The organism is Akkermansia sp. BCRC 18949 (assembly GCF_045011645.1).
Classification (GTDB): Bacteria; Verrucomicrobiota; Verrucomicrobiia; order Verrucomicrobiales; family Akkermansiaceae; genus Akkermansia; species Akkermansia massiliensis.
Window position 1 is genome coordinate 2,313,533 of record NZ_CP123619.1, and the last position, 17,169, is coordinate 2,330,701.

Genomic DNA, 17,169 nt, shown 5'->3' on the forward strand with positions numbered 1-17,169 from the left:
CTCCACCCTACCGGGCGCTTCCGCGCAGGTTGATGATGCGGGTGCAGAGGTCCACCAGCTTCGTTCCCAGCCGGGAATGCAGAACGCGGTAGATGCCGAAGAGGGCGCACCGAACGCGGAAGTCGTTCCCCTTGGCAATGTGTCTCAGCAGGCGGAAGGGGGATTCCGGGGATTTGACGAACTCACGCCATTCATATTTGTCCAGCAACGCGCGCACGGCGTCCAGAGCCTTCTTTTTTTCCGCTGCCGTCTGGTTCAGCAGATTGGAGGAGAAGAGCTGGATACTACCGTTCAGCCAGTTCAGCACCGTGATCCTGGCTTTTTCCAGACAACCCTGGTCCCGGTAGGCCGCGGCAATGAGGTCAATGCGTTCCAGCGCAGGATAGAATCCGGAACCCTTCTTGTCCGGGGCCTTGTACACGTTCACCAGGGAGTCCGGGCGGGTAGGACGGTAGATGTACAGGCAGTCCGGTATTTTCACGATTCTTTTCACATAGGGCTGGAGCAGGTTGTTGAAGAGGGCGTCGCTCCCCTGCCACATCCCCGCCCTGAAGCGCAGACCCGTTTTTTTCAGGAATTCCGCCCGGTACAGCTTGTCCCAGCACAGTTCGCTGAACGGACCCATCGTCGTGAAGTCATAGTTACCGCAATGCCATTCCGGGCATTGCAGGCCGTTGAGCATGCTCCAGCGGACGGAGAGGGGCATGTCCCCCGCAATCGTCGCCCCCATGCACGCCACGTCCGCCCGGTATTCCTCCGCCGCCAGATACAGGCGCTGGAACATGACGGGGGAAATGTAGTCGTCCGGGTCCACAAAGCCGATGTATTCCCCGGAAGCCGCATCCAGCCCGGCGTTCCGCGCCGCCGCCACGCCCGCATTCGGCTGGTCGATGACGACGAACCGTTCATCCGCGGCTTCATATTTCTTCAGGATATCCAGGGTTCCATCCCCGGAGCCGTCGTTGATGCAGATGATTTGAATGTCCCGGAGCGTCTGGGCGCAGACGGTATCCAGGCATTTTTTCATGAAGGGGGCTACGTTATAGCAGGGAATGATGATGGAAACGAGCGGCATGTTTTTATGAAAATAAAGGTTAGCGTGATGAAGAAGAGTTTAATTGACGGAAGAGGTCCATCCACGCGGCGCAGACGGCATCCATCGCATAACGGGCCGCCTTGTTCCGGGCGGCTTCCCCCATGCGGCTCCTTAGCTCCGGCTGTTCCATCAGCCGGATGATGGCTCGGGCCAGGGCGTCCGTATCCCCGGGGGGAACCAGCAGGCCGTCTTCTTCCGGGGAAATGACGTCCCGCGGACCGCACGGGCATTCAAAAGCCACGCACGGCACGCCGCACGCCATGGCTTCCACCAGCACCATGCCGAAGCCTTCAAAGAGAGAGGGGAATACCAGCATGGAGGATTGAAGCAGTTTTTCCTGCACCTCCCCTGTAGCTCCGCGCAGCAGCACGTTTTTTTCCAGCCCTTTTTCCCGGACCAGGCGTTCAAGAGAACCGCGCTCCGGACCGTCCCCCCAAATTTCCAGTTTCCAGTCCGGATGAACGGCGGCCACTTTTTCCCACGCGCGTACCAGCAGGCCGAATCCCTTCACCGGAACCAGCCGCCCAACGGCCACAGCCCGCGGACGTTCCAGGGGAGCAACCCGCTCCGGCCGCCATACGCACGGATTGGGGATGACATGCACTCCCCGCCTGCCCTTCCAGTTTTCTTCCCGGTCCTGCCGGGTGAGAACGACGATAGCGTCATAGGTTCCCCTGCGGAGGCCGAATTCATAGAAGTCGGAAAGAGCAGCCACCACGCGCGCACGGATTCCCCCCTGAAGCCGCGCATAGTCCTTCCGGTACGTTCCGGAGTAGTGGAATTCGCGCACGGTTTTCCACGGCTTGCCGCGCGACAGGCGCGGTATCATGAATTTTTCCGACTGCCCTACGGAGACGACTATATCCGGACGGAGTTCATCCAGCGCCTTCCGCAGAGCTTTCGCATGCCTCCTGCGCCGGACCAGAATGCCCTTCAGCACATACAGGAATCCCTTCCAGTCGTCCTCATAGTAGTTCACACCCAGGTGAACCACCTTCACGCCCGGAGGGAGGGAGGAAGCGGTTCTCCGGGAATCATTGGCCGTCACCAGCATTATTTCATTGCCGGGGATGGCGGCCAGGGCGGCAGCCTTGGCGCGCGTCACGGCCTGAATGCCGCCCGCCGCGTCCAGATCATCCAGTACATAGGCTATTTTCATCTCCGTTATTCCTTTCTTCCGTTTTTGGCCAGAATGAGGCCCGTCAGGACCACTCCAAACGGCAGGGCCGCCAGAGTCAGCAACGGCCGCGGTGATTCCCGCAAAAAAACCGGATTGCGGGCCAGCAGGGAGGCGGAGACGTAATGAACCGCCTCCATGAACCGCCGACGCCGGGAGGGCTGGTATTTCATTCCCACCTTCCGCAGAAAGGCGAATCCCCGCGGGTTGAGCACGTATTGGCGGAACATGTTCCTGGAGGAGCCGTCCTCCCGGTATTCCACCAGGCAAAGCACCTTGTTCATCGTAAGCAGCGGGGCGACGCGGTCCGCCAGCATGTACTTGTAGCCCAGCCCCACGTATTTTTCACCGGGAAAGACGGGATACGGCGGCAATTGCTTCATCAGCGCGGTGCGGTACACCAGCTTCTTGTCTCCGCGGCCTCCCGCCGCATAAAACCCGGTCAATGTGGTTTCCTGCACATCCCCTGCAAAGGCCGTGCCGATGAGTTCCCCCGTCTTCACGTCCGCATCCAGCCCTGCCAGTCCGGCCACACGGTCACTTCCGTAACGTTCCCAGAATTCCAGAATGGAGGCCACGGCGTCTTCCGGCATCAGGTCGTCAGAATCCAGGCAGACATTAAGTTCCGTGTCCATCAATTCATACGCGGCATTGTGGGCGGCATGCATGCCTCCGTTTTCCTGATGGTGGCAGCGTATGTCCAGCGCGCCTTCCCGCATCCATTCCTTCACCAGTTCCTCCGTGCCGTCGGTGGAGCCGTCATCCACCACCAGCCAGATAAAATCACGGCAGGTCTGCCGCCGCAGGCTTTCGTAGCAGTGGCGCAGGCAGTCCGCCCTATTGAAGGAGGGCGTGAAGACGGTGAGCAGAGGTTTCATGCTTCACCTCCCCGTGACAGATAGAGTTCCTGAAGCTTTTCCGCATTGCGGACGATGTCCAGCCCCGCTTCACGGATGAAGGCGGACGCATCCGTCCGTTGCCAGCCGTCCGCCAGTTCCGCTATTTTCCGCGCCCAGGCGGCGGGGGATTTTTTCAGGGACATAAAATTCACATGGCCCGGGACCACCGCTCCATCCCCCGGCACCCGGTCGGACGCCACCACGGGCAGCCCCGCCGCCTGCGCTTCCAGCATCGCAATGCCGAAGCCTTCAAACCGGGAGGGGAAGACAAAGACATCCATCCCCTGCACCAGGGCGGCAACGTCATCCCTGCCGCCCAGCAGGCGGATGCTGCCGTCCCATTCAGGCCGCTCCGCCTCCTGCCGGATCCTGCCCTCCCCTTCCCCGCCGCTTCCCACCAGCGCCAGCAGGGCGTCCGGCCTTACCGCCAGCAGGGCGCGGAAGACGCACAGCAGGAATTCGTGGTTTTTGGGCCAGGAAAAATTTCCGATGTGGCCCACTACCAGCCTGCCTTCCCAGCCCATTTCCTTCCGCACCCGCTCCCGGACCTCCGGGGAATAGGTGAACCGCCCCGCGTCAATGGCGTTCCGGACGACGATGGCGTCACGCGCGCCCCTGCGGCCGAAAAGCCAGCGCCCGCACAGTTCGTTGCACGTGAAGCGGTGCGTCAGGCAGGGACGCATCAGGTGCTTGAGCACGAAGCGGAACAGGGAGTTTTTATCGATTCCTACCGGAGAGCTGTGGGCATGCGCCGCAATGAACGGAATGTTCCGCGCCGCCGCCTCACGATATACCCAGTAGCCCAGCTCGGAACAATGGCCGTGAACCAGCTTGTATTCCGGATGTCCGTCAAAAAAAGCCGCTATTTTTTCCTGATACGCCGCCAGACCGCGCAGGGTGATGGGCGGCAGCCTGTAAATCCGCCCTCCCAGCCTCCGGATTTCCTCTTCATAAATGCCGGGCGTCTCCCGGTGCACCAGGAAATCAAATTGGAGCCTGCTGCGGTCCATGTGGCGGTAATAATTCATCACCATCGTTTCCGCTCCGCCGCGGTTCATGATGGTGAATACCATGAGCACTCGTTGAGGGGTCATTTTGCCAGAATTCTTTTAATGGTCAGAAGGAACAGGTACAAACCGGGCACGCATCCCAGTTTCACGGTCAGGAAAAACGCTTTCCAATGCGGGGGGAGAGGCGCCAGAGGCAGCTCCCTGACCGCCGTCCGGCACCAGTCCCGTTTCAGCAGTTCATGGAGAATACGGCATTTCCGGAAGGAGGAGGCCGGAGCGTCGCAGACGTTCAAGCCCAGGAAAATGACGGAGAGCGCCATGCGGTTCCGCAGGGCCTGCTCCGCTTCCGGATAAGCTCCACTTTCCCGCACCTGCCGCTCCATCCGGCGGAAGAGTTCCTCCCACTGGTCCGCCAGCTCCGGCTTGTACCGCTTGGTCAGGGCTCCCGCCGCCGTCTTCCGGTAATGGTAGAAGGTGGTGGGGATGTACACCGCCCTGCGGGCCGCCCGGAACAGGGAAAGATTGCAGAGCACGTCTTCCGCGGAGCCGATCAGGGCGGTGTCCACGAAGGAGGCTTCCCCTTCCCGGAACAGGGAACGCCTGTAGAGCTTGCCCCAGGCCGTACCGTAGGAGTCCAGCCGTTCCGGACGCCCCAGTTCAGCCCCGGACGGCCCCAGGAGCCGGTTCCTCAGCCATTCCATGGATTCCCCTTCAAACACCCGCTCCTCCCGCCAGAACAGCACCGGGGCGGACGCCGTTCCATATTCCCTGGCATAACTCCAGAACACGATGTCCGCGTCCCTTCCCAGCATGGCTTCCATGGCGGCCTCGCACGCGTGTTCGTCCAGCCAGTCGTCAGCGTCCACAAACATCACGCATTCCCCTTCCGCCAGCTCCAGCCCGGCATTCCGGGAGGCGGACAAGCCGGAGTTTTCCCGGCAAGCCACCTGCACCCGGCCATCCCGGCGGCGCAGTTCTTCCAGCATGTCCCCACTGGAGTCCGTGGAACCGTCATTCACGCAGATGACCTGAATATCCCGGTACGTCTGGTTCAGAATGCTTTCCAGGCAGCGGGAGAGATAAGCCTCCGCGTTATAGACGGGAACGATGACGGAAATCACGGCCTGCCTCCTTTCCTTTCCTGAAGGATGCGGCGGAACAGGCCGTCCCATTGGGCCGTCACCGTTTCAGCCGCGTACCGCTTCACATTTTCCCGCGCTTTCGCGGCCATGGAGGCGCGCAGTTTTTCATTCCCCATCAGAAGTTCCAGGGCGGAAGCCAGTTCCGCCACCTTTCCCGGCCGCGCCAGAAGGCCGTCCTCCCCATGGCGGATGATGTCGCCGGGGCCGCAGGGGCAGTCAAAGGCCACGCACGGCACGCCGCACGCCATGGCCTCAGCCAGCATCATGCCGAAGCCTTCATACCGGGAAGACATGGCGCAGATAGAAGACCGCAGATATTCCCGCATGATCCTCCGGGTGGGCGGATGCAGCAGAAAACTTTCTTCCAGCCCTTCCCGGCGTATTTCCTCCCTCAGCTTTCCACCATCCCGCTCCGCTCCGAACAGCTCCAGCTTCCATTCCGGAAATTTACCGTGCGCCTTTTTCCAGGCGGCCAGAAGCGCTCCGTAGTTTTTCTGGGGGGAAACCTTGCCGACGGCAATCACTCTTTTTTCTTTTCCGGAAGAGGGTGCCTCCGGATAAAACGGCAGGGGATTGGGAATCACCTCCACATTCGCCATGGGCCATTCCTCCCGGTTGCCGGGCGTCAGCACCACAAAACGGGAGAAGCGTTTTCCCAGGAACCGCATCAGGGCGAATTCCAGTTTCATGAGAGCGGAAGATTTCAGGCCGTCCGCCTGAATCAGCCGGGAAACGTGGCGTTCATAGACCACGGGGCAGCCGCAGCCCGTCAGCAGGAAGGGAATCCAGAACCCCTTGAAGCCGTCGTCGCAAACGGAAACGACAGCAGGCTTGACGGCGCGCACCGCCTTCCGAACACCGCTTGCCCAGGCCTTCAGCCTCGCGGCGGGATTTCCCTGCATGCGCACGTCATGGACGTGAATGCCGGGCCAGAAGTCATAAAAAGGCTCCTTTCCTTCTTCATTCAGCGTCAGGATATGGATTTCATCCCCGTACCGTTCCGCCAGCAGGCGCGTCCGGACGGAGAGCACCCGTTCCAGCCCTCCCGCTCCGGCGATGCCGTTGGTGATGTATAAAAGCCGTCTTCCCATGTCAGATCAATGCCTCCAGTTTCAGGATTTCATCACGGTTGCCGTAGTCACGCCTCCGGCATTCCTCAGACAGGCTTTCCAGGCGCGCGTCATCCTTCAGCAGCCGGAACAGGGCCAGCGCGGCGCCGTCCTCGTCATTGGGGATGATGATTCCGTCCACGCCGTCTTCCAGATGCCCGGCGGAGGTCGGAAAGTTTGTAATGGCTACGGGCCGTCCCAATATCTGCGCCTCCCTCACCGCCACGGCCTTTCCCTCATACCGGGACGGCTGCACATACAGCCCGCAGGCGGCCATGTACGGGTAGGGGTTGGCCTTTTTTCCCAGAATGACCACGTGTTCCCGCATGCCGCAGGCGGCAATTTCACGGCGCAGGGACATTTCATCCCCGTAGCCGATGAGGTACCAGCGCAGTTTTTCCATCCCCATTGCCACCAGGCGCGCGGCCAGCCTGACGGCGCGGTCCATCCCCTTGGCATGGGAGAACCTTCCCACGGTGCACAGGGACGGGGCCCCCTCCATCACGGCGGAAACGTCTTCCAGAGCGGCCTGTTCCCTCACCGCTTCCGGGGAAACGATGTTCTGCATCTCCACCAGCTTATCCTCCAGTTCCGGAAAGCGGGACAGGAAGCCCCTCCCGGCCTGGGGGGAAATGGAGATGATGCGGTCATAGCTGCGCCACACCGGCAATTCACGCTCCACATTGATTCCGATGGAGGAGTAGTCCGTATGAATCCAGGCTATTTTCCTGCGGGCCAGCACCTTGTCCCGGACGATGCGGTGGGGCGTCAGGAAGCTGATGGCCAAGTCATACACGCCCAGCTTTTTCAGGGAAGGAAGAAACGGGGAGACGGCGGCGGCGGCATCGTCAAAGACGGCGTAGTTTTCACGGCCTTCCAGCCGTTTTCCAAAACGGGCGGAACGCCGCTTGGCCCACAGGCGCGCGGCGGCAATGCCCAGCCTCCCTTCCTTCAGGATGTCCTTTACCGGACGGGACAGCGCACGGTAGGAGGGAAGTTCCGGCAGAAGGTTCACTTTATCCGGAATCAGCGGCATCAGCTCTCCGGAATGGCGGTAAACGAACAGGTCCACCTGGAAACGGGAGGCGTCCAGCGCATCCAGCAGCCCCAGAAGAGCGCGTTCCGCGCCCCCCAGCTCCATGTATTGAATGGCTATGAATATACGTTTCATCTGCATGCCAGCGTGCGCATGTGGCCCATCAGCCCGCGGAAGGGGGACGTCCTGAACAGCACGAGTACGTCCAGGCCCAGCGGAATGACTACGGAAATAATGCCCCACATGAACAGGTTCGCCAGGGGGGAGGAAAAATAGGAACGGGCGCAGAGGGGATACGTCAGCGCATATCCCGCCGCCGCCAGCAGCAGGTACCATCCGTATGTGATGAAGTACCGCCTCAGGGGCTGGTGGAATACATGCCTGTACACCAGCCGGGGGAATTGCCAGACGCCGATGGAAAGAAGGCTGAGCGTCGCGGCCAGCAGCACGCCCGTAATCCCCCACCACTGCACCAGCGTGACGGAAAGCGCGACGTTGATCACGCCCTGGAGAAGCGGGGAGTACCGGTCCTGGTGGAAGATGCCCGCCTTGGTCTTGAACACCATGGCGGAACGCCTCATGCCCACCACGAAGAAGTTCAGGATGATGACGAACGAGCAGGCCCCGGAGAGCATGTATTCAGGCCCCAGCCACCAGACGATGAAGGGATTCAGCGTGTTCAGCAGAACGATGGAGGACACCCCTGAAATCAGAAAGTTAATCAGGAAAACCCTCTTGAAAATCTCGTACACATGCCCTCTGTCCTCACTGGCGATCAGGTTGCCCACGCTTTCCGCCATGCTGTTGATCACCTGCATGATGAAGGTGGAAATGGTTCCCACCACCAGCATGTAGTTGGAATAGAAGCCCACCGCCGCCAGCCCCACGAAGCTGGAAATGACGATGTTGCTGGTGGAATGCATGAAGTAGCCGCCCACGCTGTGCAGGAACAGGGCCTTGACGTTGACGACGATCTGGCTTTTCGTCACGGCGTCCAGGGCATGGGAGACCCTGCTCCTGACGTAGGGGTACAGGGCATCCACCTTGCGCACCATCGCCACGTTGAACCCCGCCAGGAACAGGGATTCCACCACCAGGTACAGGACGTAGTTGCCCGTCCAGTACAGGATGGCCAGCTTGGACAGGTTCAGCCCCACCTGGTAGATGAAGTTGATGGCGCCCAGCCTGTAATTTTTCTGGTCCGCGTTGATGAGGGGATTCTTGTACGCCGTCAGGTACGGCAGGATGGAGTTGAAGACGAAGATGAAATAAACCAGCACCAGGTAGTCCAGGTGCCCCTCGTCCTTGATGAAACAGCCAAGGAACGGATACAGGCCCAGGCACAGGATGAACACGGCGGCGGCAATGATGCGGTACACCTTGCGGTAAAATTGCAGCAGGGCCAGAATCCGCGGCCGGTCGTTCTCCGCCAGAGGCTTGTAGAGGTGAAAAACCACGCTGGTTCCAAAGCCGGATTCCAGCAGCGTCACCGCCGCCAGGATGTTGGTCAGCAGGCCGTTGAGGCCCAGGTACTCCACCCCTATTTCATTGACGAACAGCTTGCGCGTCACAAAGCCCAGCAGGGTCATCGTGGCCATCAGGCTGATGGTCACCAGAAAGTTCTTGCCGGAGTTCAGCGTTCTCACGCCTTCCCCTCCTCCCCGTTGAGTTCCACGCTCAGCCGCAGGGCCATTCCCTGGGCGAACGGCATCAGGCTCCACACGTCGGAATACATGCCGATGCCCTTGGTATCCCCCTGGCACATGTCCAGCACGCCGTTGCGGCGCGTCACCCCCATCAGCGCCTTTTCCGCACGGAAGGCGGCTTTCAGAAAACGCTCCTCTCCGGAAATGCGGTAGGCGGCCAGCAGCAGAAGGCCCAGCAGGGCCGTTCCGGAAGATTCAAACACGGATTCCGGCCTGGCAACCATCCAGCCGAAGCCGCCGTTTTTCTTTTGCAGGGGCAGCAGTTCCTCCGCCAGCGCCAGAATGCGCCGGGCCATTCCAGCCGCCTCCGGCCTCCCGTGCCGAGCCATCAGGCGGTAAAGCTCACACAATCCCAGCGCGTACCAGCCCAGGCCCCGGGACCAGTCATACAGCCCCAGCGGGTAGCCGCGCTCCATTTCAAAGCCATGGGCGGGGAAGGAAGAACCCGGCAGCAGGGCCATGTCATATTCCTCCACCTGCTTCACCGCCAGGTTCCAGTATTCCCCTTTTCCCGTACGTGCCGCGCAGGCGGCCGCCAGCGGGCAGGACAGCCCGATCGCATCCACGTAACGCACGCCGGGCTGCCTGCGCCTGTAGGCCAGCGTTCCCGCCCCCGTCCGCAGGGATTCCAGCAATGCGGCGGAAGCCTCCGCCACCTGGTCCGCCCCGCGGCATCCGGCCTCCAGCACGGCATAATCCAGCAGCAGCCGGTCCGCCTCCCACCGTTCCGGCTCCGGAACGGCCAGGCAATTCCTAACCAGTTCATGTTCCTCCAGACTGCGGCGCAGCTTTTCCTTCAACGCCTCATCCTTCCTGTCCGCGGCATAGGCGTGCAGACCCAGGAACAACCCAGCCGCCTGCCACCCCTGAATGGCGGCGTCCGCGTAGGTTCCCCGCGCCATCTCCCACAGGATGCGCCTGCCCTGGTCCCTCCTGGGCACGGCGGGCATGCGCCGCGTCCATGAGGAGGCCGTCCGGGCCAGGGCCTCCTGCCATGCGCGCCGGTCCTGCCAGCGCCCGATATGGAAACGCCCCGCCAGCGTTCCCAGGAATCGCCAGGCGTCCACGCAAACCACGGCCAGAACCAGCAGGAGCAGGACGGACAAGATGGAAACGTACGCAATCATGACCGCTTCAACAGGGTTGAAAGTTCTTCCGGCAGACGCGCCAGGCGTTCCCGATACGCGGGGATTTTTTCCGCATAGGCGGCCTTCAGTCCGTCCTCCCTTTCCATCATCCGGACAAACGCCTTCCTCAACTCGCCAGGGTCATCCATCGCCTGCACGGGCAGCACGTGGCCGTCTTCCGTCCCGAACAAATCGCGGGCAATCCCCCTGGCCTTCACGGAATATCCCGCCACCAGCGTGGGAACGCCCGTGGAATAGGCGGCAATAGAGGCGTGGGTACGGGCGGCCACCAGGAAACGGCACCGGGAAATGCAGCCCTTCAATTCCTCACAGGGGGCGTCCCCAACCATAACGACGCGCCCCGTGTGCCGGAAACGCTCCCGCAACGCGCCCAGCGGCTTCCGGTCATCGTTGCCGGGCCACACCACATGGGGAATGAGGGCTACATTCATATCCGTAGCTTCCAGCAGGTATTCCACCAGCCGCACATAGTTTTCCATCACGGACCCGGCCCTTCCCTCATGGCCGATAATCAGGGGGCTGACGTTGATGCCGACCATGTTCCCTTCCTTCCAGCCCTCCGGCAAAGGCCCCTCCTTCACCGGAAGGGCAAACGCCGGGTCCGGGTACAGCACCGTGCGGGGGCACCCGCATTCCAACAGGGCGTCGCAGGTCAGGGTTTCCCTCGCCACAATCAGGTCAAAGGCCCGGAGGTCCTCCAGCATCCGCCCCTTCATATCCTTCCGTTCCAGGGAACACCCCCACAGGACGGTGGGCACGCCGGCGCGGCGCAGCAGGTCGTTCTGCAAATAAATATGCACGGGCTCCCCGTAGCAGTAATTGTCCCCGCCGCTGCACAGGGCCAGGTCCGCACCCTCCTTCACGATGCCGCCGAACGCGAGCCGGTCAAAGGCGTCACGGACGCCCAGCACGCGCCGCCGCAGCCACGCGCCCGCATACCCGGAGGAGCACCTCCGGATGGGCCGCTGTTCCGGCAGCACCCTCACCACCTGTTCCAGCCCATAACGCCTGTCTTCCCCGCACGCGGAGGAGAATAGAACACCCTGTCCGGGACGGAGCAGCAGCATCGTGGACCTGACGATCGCCTCGCAGCCGTGATTGCCGCTGCCTCCATGGGGATATAAAAGAATCTTATGCATGCCCATTCGATTTATTTTTTCCGGCGCGCGCCCCTTCCATCAGCAGGAACAGGCAGAAGGGCCAGCGGTTGAATAAACACATGCTCATCCACCCGGGACAGTGGAACACCCCGGGATAAGCGCGCAGCAGGTTGTTTTCCGGCGTTCCCACAATGGTCCTCACCGCCTTCATGCGCTCCGCCAGGCCGTACCGGTCCCTGAAACGGTAGATTTCAAACAGGGCGTTGTACACCAGCCCCCACCAGCGGAAGGCCAGGTATTCCTCGATTGACGCCCCTTCCAGCCCCCTGGTATGGAAGTACTTCCGCTCCAGGCGGAACTGCCTGACAATCCAGATGAATTTTTCCGGGACAAAACGCGTGGACAGGGTGCCTTCCTCCGCCCGGCGGTAGAAGTATCCGGCCTTGTCCACCGTTCTCAAACGCCTGATGTATTTCAGGTACGCCATGTTGAACATCAGGTCCTCTCCATAGGAAACGTCCTCCGGAAAGCGTATGGAATGCCGGGACAGCAGGGTGCGACGGTACAATTTCACCACCGGGCCAAAAAGCAGGAAGGAGCGGAACAGCCGTACCCAGGCTTCCTCCTCTCCGGGCCTGGCGTCCAGTTCCATGGGCTGCGGCACCGTCACTTCATCCTTTTTCCCGGCGCGGACGGAGCACAGCCCTTCCACCACCAGGTCGCAGGCGCCGTCCTCCACGGCGGAGACCAGTTCCTGAAGGTAGGAGGGGGTCACCCAGTCATCCCCGTCAATGAAACACAGCCAGCGGCCGTCCGTTTCCTTCATGCCGCGGTTCCTGGCGGCGGAAACCCCCATGTTCCTGTCCAGATGGATGACCCGGACGCGCTCGTCCCCGGAAGCCAGCCTGTCGCACAGCGGGCCGCTCCCGTCCGTGGAGCCGTCATCCACCAGGCAGACGTCAAAATCCGTGAAGGTCTGGTCCAGCACGGACCCCACGCATTTTTCAAGGAAACGCGCGGCGTTGAACACGGGAATAATGACGGATACGGAGGGCATGGCGGTTCAGCGCGTTTCTTCAAAAAGTTCTTTCACGGCATTCATCTGCCCATCCAGGTCAAACCGGCTCCCCCCGCGGAGCGCCCGCCCGCAATAGTCCCGGCGGTCCGCCTTTCCCGTCAGAATATCTTCCAGGGCGCGGTAAAGCCCCAGCAGGTGGTTTTCCGCAATCAACCCGAATTCCCCGTCCCCAAGCTGCTCCCGGACTCCGGAACACAACGTGGCCGCCACGGGCGTGCCGAGAATCAGGCTCTCGGAAATCACGGTGGAATACCCCTCGCTGCGGGAGGAACAGACCAGCCAGTCCGCCGCCTTCACGTAGGGATACGGATTTTCCAGTTGCCCCAGCAGGGATATCCTGCCCTGCAGGTTCCCCTCCGCGATCATGCGTTCCAGCGTCTTCCTTTCAGGCCCCTCCCCCAGAATCCAGAGATGGAAGGAGAAGCCCTCCTGAGCCAGATAGCGGCACGCCGTCACCAGCCGGTCAAAGCCCTTCTGGCGGACGAGACGGCCGGAAGCGCAGAACAGGACGGCCCCTTCCGGACGTTCCGGAACGGATTTCCCCGCCTTTTCCCGGACGCGCGGAACGTCCACGGGGTTGTAAACCACCCGCGCATCCTGCAACGGACCGGCCAGGGCCAGCAGGGAGTCCCGGACATTCCGGGAGACGCAGGCCACCGTGTCAAAACGGCGGTAAACGGCCTTTTCCTCTTCCGCGTTCCGGTAGGCCGGAAGCGTCCAGTGGTTGGCGGCCAGGTCAATGTGGACCCAGGCCAGTTTCCGGCTTCCAGCATGGGGGGAGCCGGCGGCGATCCGCGTGGCGTAGCCTTCAATGAAGGCGGCCTCCACATCATAGGTTCCGCGAATGAACAAGCGGTAGAAAACGGAAGGAGGGAAATGCCTGTAAACCAGCAATTTCAGGCCGTTCCGGATTTTGACGAGCAGGCGCGCCCAGGGGCCGTCCTCCTCCCGGAGGGCGTCAAACAGAAAACGGACGGACACATTCCGGGGGTAGCCGGACGGGATGTCCTCCTTCCTGATGGAATAAACGACCACCTGCCACCGGTTTCCGTTCCAGCGGTTCAGCAGGGTTTGCAGAATTTTTTCCGCACCGCCGCCGGACAGGCTGTTGACAAAAAACGCCACCTTCTTCATTTCATTTCCTCCAGCAAATGCTCCACCTTCCGCACGGCGCTTTCATAAGCAACCGCATCGCCGCCCCGGGCCGCCCTTTCCCTCCAATCTTCACAGGATTCCCTGCCGGAAAGGAAATCCTCCATGCCGCCGGCCAGCGCCTCATCATGATTTTCCACAATGCGCCCGAACCTTCCCATGCCAAGCTGTTCCCGCACGCCGGAACACTCCACGGCCAGAACAGGCAGGCCCAGCGCCAGCGCCTCCGTGACCACGGTGCTCATTCCCTCGCTGCGGGAGCTGCATACGAATACATCGGCAGTGGCCATCCACGGGTAGGGATTCTCCCGGAAGCCGGGCATCAGCACGGAGTCCGCCACTCCCAGAGCGGCGGCCTGGCCTTCCAGCTCCCGCCTCCGGCTTCCTTCCCCCAGAATCACCAGTTCCGCCTGCCATCCGCGCTCCTTCAAGCGGGCCAGCGCGGCAATCAGCCGGTCAAAGCCCTTCTGTTCTTCCAGACGCCCCACGGAGACAAAGCGGAAACACTTTTTTTCCGGCACTTCCTCCGCAGCGGAGGCTCCGGAACGCACGGCATCCCGGTCCACCGGATTGTGCAGGACGACGGACCCGGCATGCGCTCCAAAGCGCCGTTCAAACGCTTCCCTGACGGTTTGCGACACATGCGCCACGGTTTGAAAACGGGCGTAAGCCTTCCTTTCCTCCTCCAGCGACCGGAACACCGGCCCCTGCGTCCAGGGCCGGGCCTCCAGGTCCACATGGACCCACGCCAGCCTCCGGGCCTTCCCTTCCGGAGCGGCTGCAAGAAGGCGCGTGGGAAAACCTTCCGTAAAAGCCGCCTCCACATCGTAATCCCCGGCAATGCACCACTTGTAAATCCAGCCCACAGGCAGAAAACGGTACACCAGAGCGTACTTGAGCCGGTAGAGCCAGCCCCGGCCGCCCACGATGGTGCGGTAATGCGCGTATTTTCCTACTTCCTCCCGGTACGGACCGCAGTCCACCACCGTGCACACCGTCACGTCAAAACGCTCCCGGTCCAGGCCGCGCACCAGCCCGGAGAGAACTTTCTCCGCCCCTCCCCCGGACAGGGATTCCACCAGGAACAGGACTTTCAGACGGGAACGCGGCATAAGACGGGCTTCTGAAACGAATTATTTTCCCGCGCACGGGGAGGAGGTGTCCAGGCTTCTGTACACGGCATACCCGCGGGAAGAGCGGCCATGGGGCTCCACGTCGCACAGGACGATGCCCATGCGCTTCAGCTCTCCGTTTTTCCAGATCTTCTGCAATCCGGCCAAATCACGCTTCTTCACGCAGCCGGCCCGCATGACGTACAGCGTAACGTCGGCCAGCCGGGCGACGATGCGCGCATCCGCCAGGGAGGAGTAGGGAACGCAGTCCATAAAGATGAAATCATACTGCTCCTTTACTTCCTCCATCAGCTTCCTGATGCGGTCATGCAGCAAAAGCCGGGAGGGATGGTCCGGCACGGTTCCCGCAAACAGGTAATCCAGGTGGTCGGAAACGGGGGATTGTTCCACCAGGGAACGCCAGCCGCCCTCCCCGGCCTGCTCCAGATCCCCCAGGCCCGGCTTTCCGGCTCCGCCCAGCAGGGCGCTGAGCGCCCCCTTTCTTAAATCCATATCCATCAGCAGCACCTTCTTTCCGGCCACGGCCAGGGAAAGGGCCAGGTTCACGGAAAGATAGGTTTTCCCCTCCCCGGAACAGGTGGACGTAATCAGGACGCTGAGGGGGTTCCCCCCGTTCCCGTCGGAAAGGGCCACCATGCGTTCCGCCAGCAGGGGGAAGCATTCGGACAGCTCGGAAGGTTCTTCCAGATTCACCACGATTTCCTGGTTCTTCAGCTTCCGCGGCTTGCGCGGCAGTTCCCCGTACACGGGAATGGAGGTCAGGGTTTCTATTTCCTTCCGGCGCTTCACGCTGGAATCCAGCATGGCCGCGACCACGCACAGGAACACGGGAATGGCCATCCCGGCCAGAAATCCCACCATCAGAATCTTGGGAACGTTCGGCTCCAGCGGACCGTTGCCGCCCCGCACGCCGTCCACCATCCGCGCGTTGTCTTCCGTGGCGGCCAGGGCCAGGGAATTTTCCTCCCTCTTGTTCAGCAGGAGAACGTACAGGGATTCCCGGACGCGCTGCTCGCGTTCAATGTGGTTGACGGCCCTTTCCCTGCTGGAAACATTCCTGATATGCTCCCGCGTCTGCTCATGCTGGTCCTGCACGTTCCTCTTCTTGACCAGCAGGGACGTATAGTAGTTATTCACGGAACGCTTCAACGCATCCTTCAGGGAGTTCAAATTGGCCTCCAGTTCGCGGATAATCGGATTATTGTCCCCGGCATTCACCTTCAGGCTCGTCCTTTTCAGCAGGGTGTCATTAAAAACGCTGATCTGGTCCCGGATGCCCATGTCCGCTATCTTTGAATTGATGGGGACCAGCCTGGCGTCATGCTCGGCCTCCTGCTCCAGGTAATCTTTCAGGTATTCTATGGACTTGATTTCAAGCTCCAGCTCTCTCAAATCCTTCTTGTCATTGAGGCTGTTCTCATATTCCTCCGTGAGGGCCGTGGACAGGTCCGTCAGAACGTCCGTCTCCTTTTTCAGATCTTCAATGGCGAGGTCATTTTTCTTCATCTCCTCACTGATGACGTCCAGGCGATCTCCGATGAACTCGTTCGTCTTCGTGCCGCGCTTGTTCTTTTCCTCCAGGGACGCCTCATTGTAAAAATGGACGATGCTGTACAGAATATCCTCCGCCTTCACCGGATTATTGCAGCGCATGGAAATGTTGATCAAATCATTCTTTCCGCTCGCCTTTCTGACGGTCAGGCCGCTTCCCAGCCCCATCGCCGCATTCTTCACGGAAGTTCTCCTGACAATCACGGGAACGTTCAGGCTGCTTTCGTCAAACTTGGGAGTTTTCTCCACGATGAAGGCCTGGGAGTCAAACCGGATTTCCTTGCCGAAGACGCCCGTCTCATGCCCGTGATGATCCTTCTCATCCTTTTCCAGGCGGAATTCCGTTCCGGAAACGGGAATCACCAGGAACCGGGCGTCAGCCGTTTTTCCCTCCTGCGTGAACTGCACCGCAATAGGGGAGTCCTGATAAATTTCCACCTTCCGGAACCCGTTCTTCTTCCAGTAGGTGACGTCCAGCTTCAAATTCCGGACTACCGTTTTCAGCAGGGAATGGGAGGAAAGCAGGAAAATTTCATTGTCCAGATTGGTGGCGCCCGTGTTGACTATTCCGTTGGTGGAGGCCAGCACCGTGGCGGCCACGGATTCCCTGGGGTAATCATCCTTGATGAGGATGGTGGTGGCCTTTCCGTACACCTGGGGCTGCCGCGCCGCGTACAGATAGGCCAGGGGCAGGCAAATGCAAAGGGAAAGCACGCACCAGTACCATTTCCGGACAATCCGGCCCATGATGGCCCTGGGGCTGGGAAGCAGGGATACCGGCGCGGCGCCGCCGGCATCCAGGGATTCCTTCTTGGGGGAGAGGTCTTTCATG

The 17,169-nt window shown here is 61.0% G+C and carries 14 protein-coding genes; all 14 read right to left on the reverse strand.

The genetic code is table 11. The annotated features are described in order from the left end of the window. Positions 1-7: 7 nt before the first annotated feature. Genes P8A25_RS09715 through P8A25_RS09780 form a run of 14 tightly spaced genes read right to left on the reverse strand, consistent with a single transcriptional unit; the run spans position 8 to position 17,168 of the window. Complete coding sequence (locus P8A25_RS09715) at positions 8-1,075, reverse strand: glycosyltransferase (protein WP_215443130.1); 1,068 nt, start codon at positions 1,073-1,075, stop codon at positions 8-10. 19 nt (positions 1,076-1,094) lie between these two features. Continuing rightward, positions 1,095-2,255: a glycosyltransferase family 4 protein gene (locus tag P8A25_RS09720; protein ID WP_215443132.1), complete on the reverse strand. Its 1,161-nt coding sequence runs from the start codon at positions 2,253-2,255 to the stop codon at positions 1,095-1,097. A 5-nt stretch (positions 2,256-2,260) separates the two neighbouring features. After that, the gene (locus P8A25_RS09725; protein WP_215443134.1) at positions 2,261-3,151 is read right to left on the reverse strand and encodes a glycosyltransferase; all 891 of its coding nucleotides are present in this window, start codon (positions 3,149-3,151) and stop codon (positions 2,261-2,263) included. Continuing rightward, on the reverse strand, positions 3,148-4,266 hold the full coding sequence (locus P8A25_RS09730) for a glycosyltransferase (RefSeq protein ID WP_215443135.1): 1,119 nt from the start codon (positions 4,264-4,266) through the stop codon (positions 3,148-3,150). Before P8A25_RS09730 ends, P8A25_RS09725 begins: the two co-directional genes overlap by 4 nt. Beyond that, positions 4,263-5,303 carry a glycosyltransferase family 2 protein gene (locus P8A25_RS09735; RefSeq protein ID WP_215443137.1) on the reverse strand — a complete coding sequence of 347 codons (1,041 nt, stop codon included), beginning with the start codon at positions 5,301-5,303 and terminating at the stop codon, positions 4,263-4,265. The genes P8A25_RS09730 and P8A25_RS09735 overlap by 4 nt, the downstream gene beginning before the upstream one ends. Continuing rightward, a complete protein-coding gene (locus tag P8A25_RS09740; protein ID WP_215443139.1) occupies positions 5,300-6,415 on the reverse strand; it encodes a glycosyltransferase family 4 protein in 1,116 nt (371 codons plus the stop codon). Before P8A25_RS09740 ends, P8A25_RS09735 begins: the two co-directional genes overlap by 4 nt. 1 nt (position 6,416) lies before the next feature. Then, positions 6,417-7,604 carry a glycosyltransferase gene (locus P8A25_RS09745; RefSeq protein WP_215443141.1) on the reverse strand — a complete coding sequence of 396 codons (1,188 nt, stop codon included), beginning with the start codon at positions 7,602-7,604 and terminating at the stop codon, positions 6,417-6,419. Next, complete coding sequence (locus tag P8A25_RS09750; protein ID WP_404838677.1) at positions 7,601-9,115, reverse strand: lipopolysaccharide biosynthesis protein; 1,515 nt, start codon at positions 9,113-9,115, stop codon at positions 7,601-7,603. Before P8A25_RS09750 ends, P8A25_RS09745 begins: the two co-directional genes overlap by 4 nt. Then, on the reverse strand, positions 9,112-10,302 hold the full coding sequence (locus tag P8A25_RS09755; protein WP_215443144.1) for a glycoside hydrolase family 88 protein: 1,191 nt from the start codon (positions 10,300-10,302) through the stop codon (positions 9,112-9,114). Before P8A25_RS09755 ends, P8A25_RS09750 begins: the two co-directional genes overlap by 4 nt. Continuing rightward, complete coding sequence (locus P8A25_RS09760; RefSeq protein ID WP_215443146.1) at positions 10,299-11,462, reverse strand: polysaccharide pyruvyl transferase family protein; 1,164 nt, start codon at positions 11,460-11,462, stop codon at positions 10,299-10,301. The genes P8A25_RS09755 and P8A25_RS09760 overlap by 4 nt, the downstream gene beginning before the upstream one ends. Then, the gene (locus P8A25_RS09765; protein WP_022396183.1) at positions 11,455-12,480 is read right to left on the reverse strand and encodes a glycosyltransferase family 2 protein; all 1,026 of its coding nucleotides are present in this window, start codon (positions 12,478-12,480) and stop codon (positions 11,455-11,457) included. Before P8A25_RS09765 ends, P8A25_RS09760 begins: the two co-directional genes overlap by 8 nt. 6 nt (positions 12,481-12,486) lie before the next feature. After that, positions 12,487-13,635 carry a glycosyltransferase gene (locus tag P8A25_RS09770; RefSeq protein ID WP_215443148.1) on the reverse strand — a complete coding sequence of 383 codons (1,149 nt, stop codon included), beginning with the start codon at positions 13,633-13,635 and terminating at the stop codon, positions 12,487-12,489. Next, the gene (locus P8A25_RS09775) at positions 13,632-14,765 is read right to left on the reverse strand and encodes a glycosyltransferase (RefSeq protein WP_215443150.1); all 1,134 of its coding nucleotides are present in this window, start codon (positions 14,763-14,765) and stop codon (positions 13,632-13,634) included. The genes P8A25_RS09770 and P8A25_RS09775 overlap by 4 nt, the downstream gene beginning before the upstream one ends. A 21-nt stretch (positions 14,766-14,786) precedes the next feature. Next, the gene (locus P8A25_RS09780) at positions 14,787-17,168 is read right to left on the reverse strand and encodes a polysaccharide biosynthesis tyrosine autokinase (RefSeq protein ID WP_215443152.1); all 2,382 of its coding nucleotides are present in this window, start codon (positions 17,166-17,168) and stop codon (positions 14,787-14,789) included. Position 17,169: the final 1 nt, after the last annotated feature.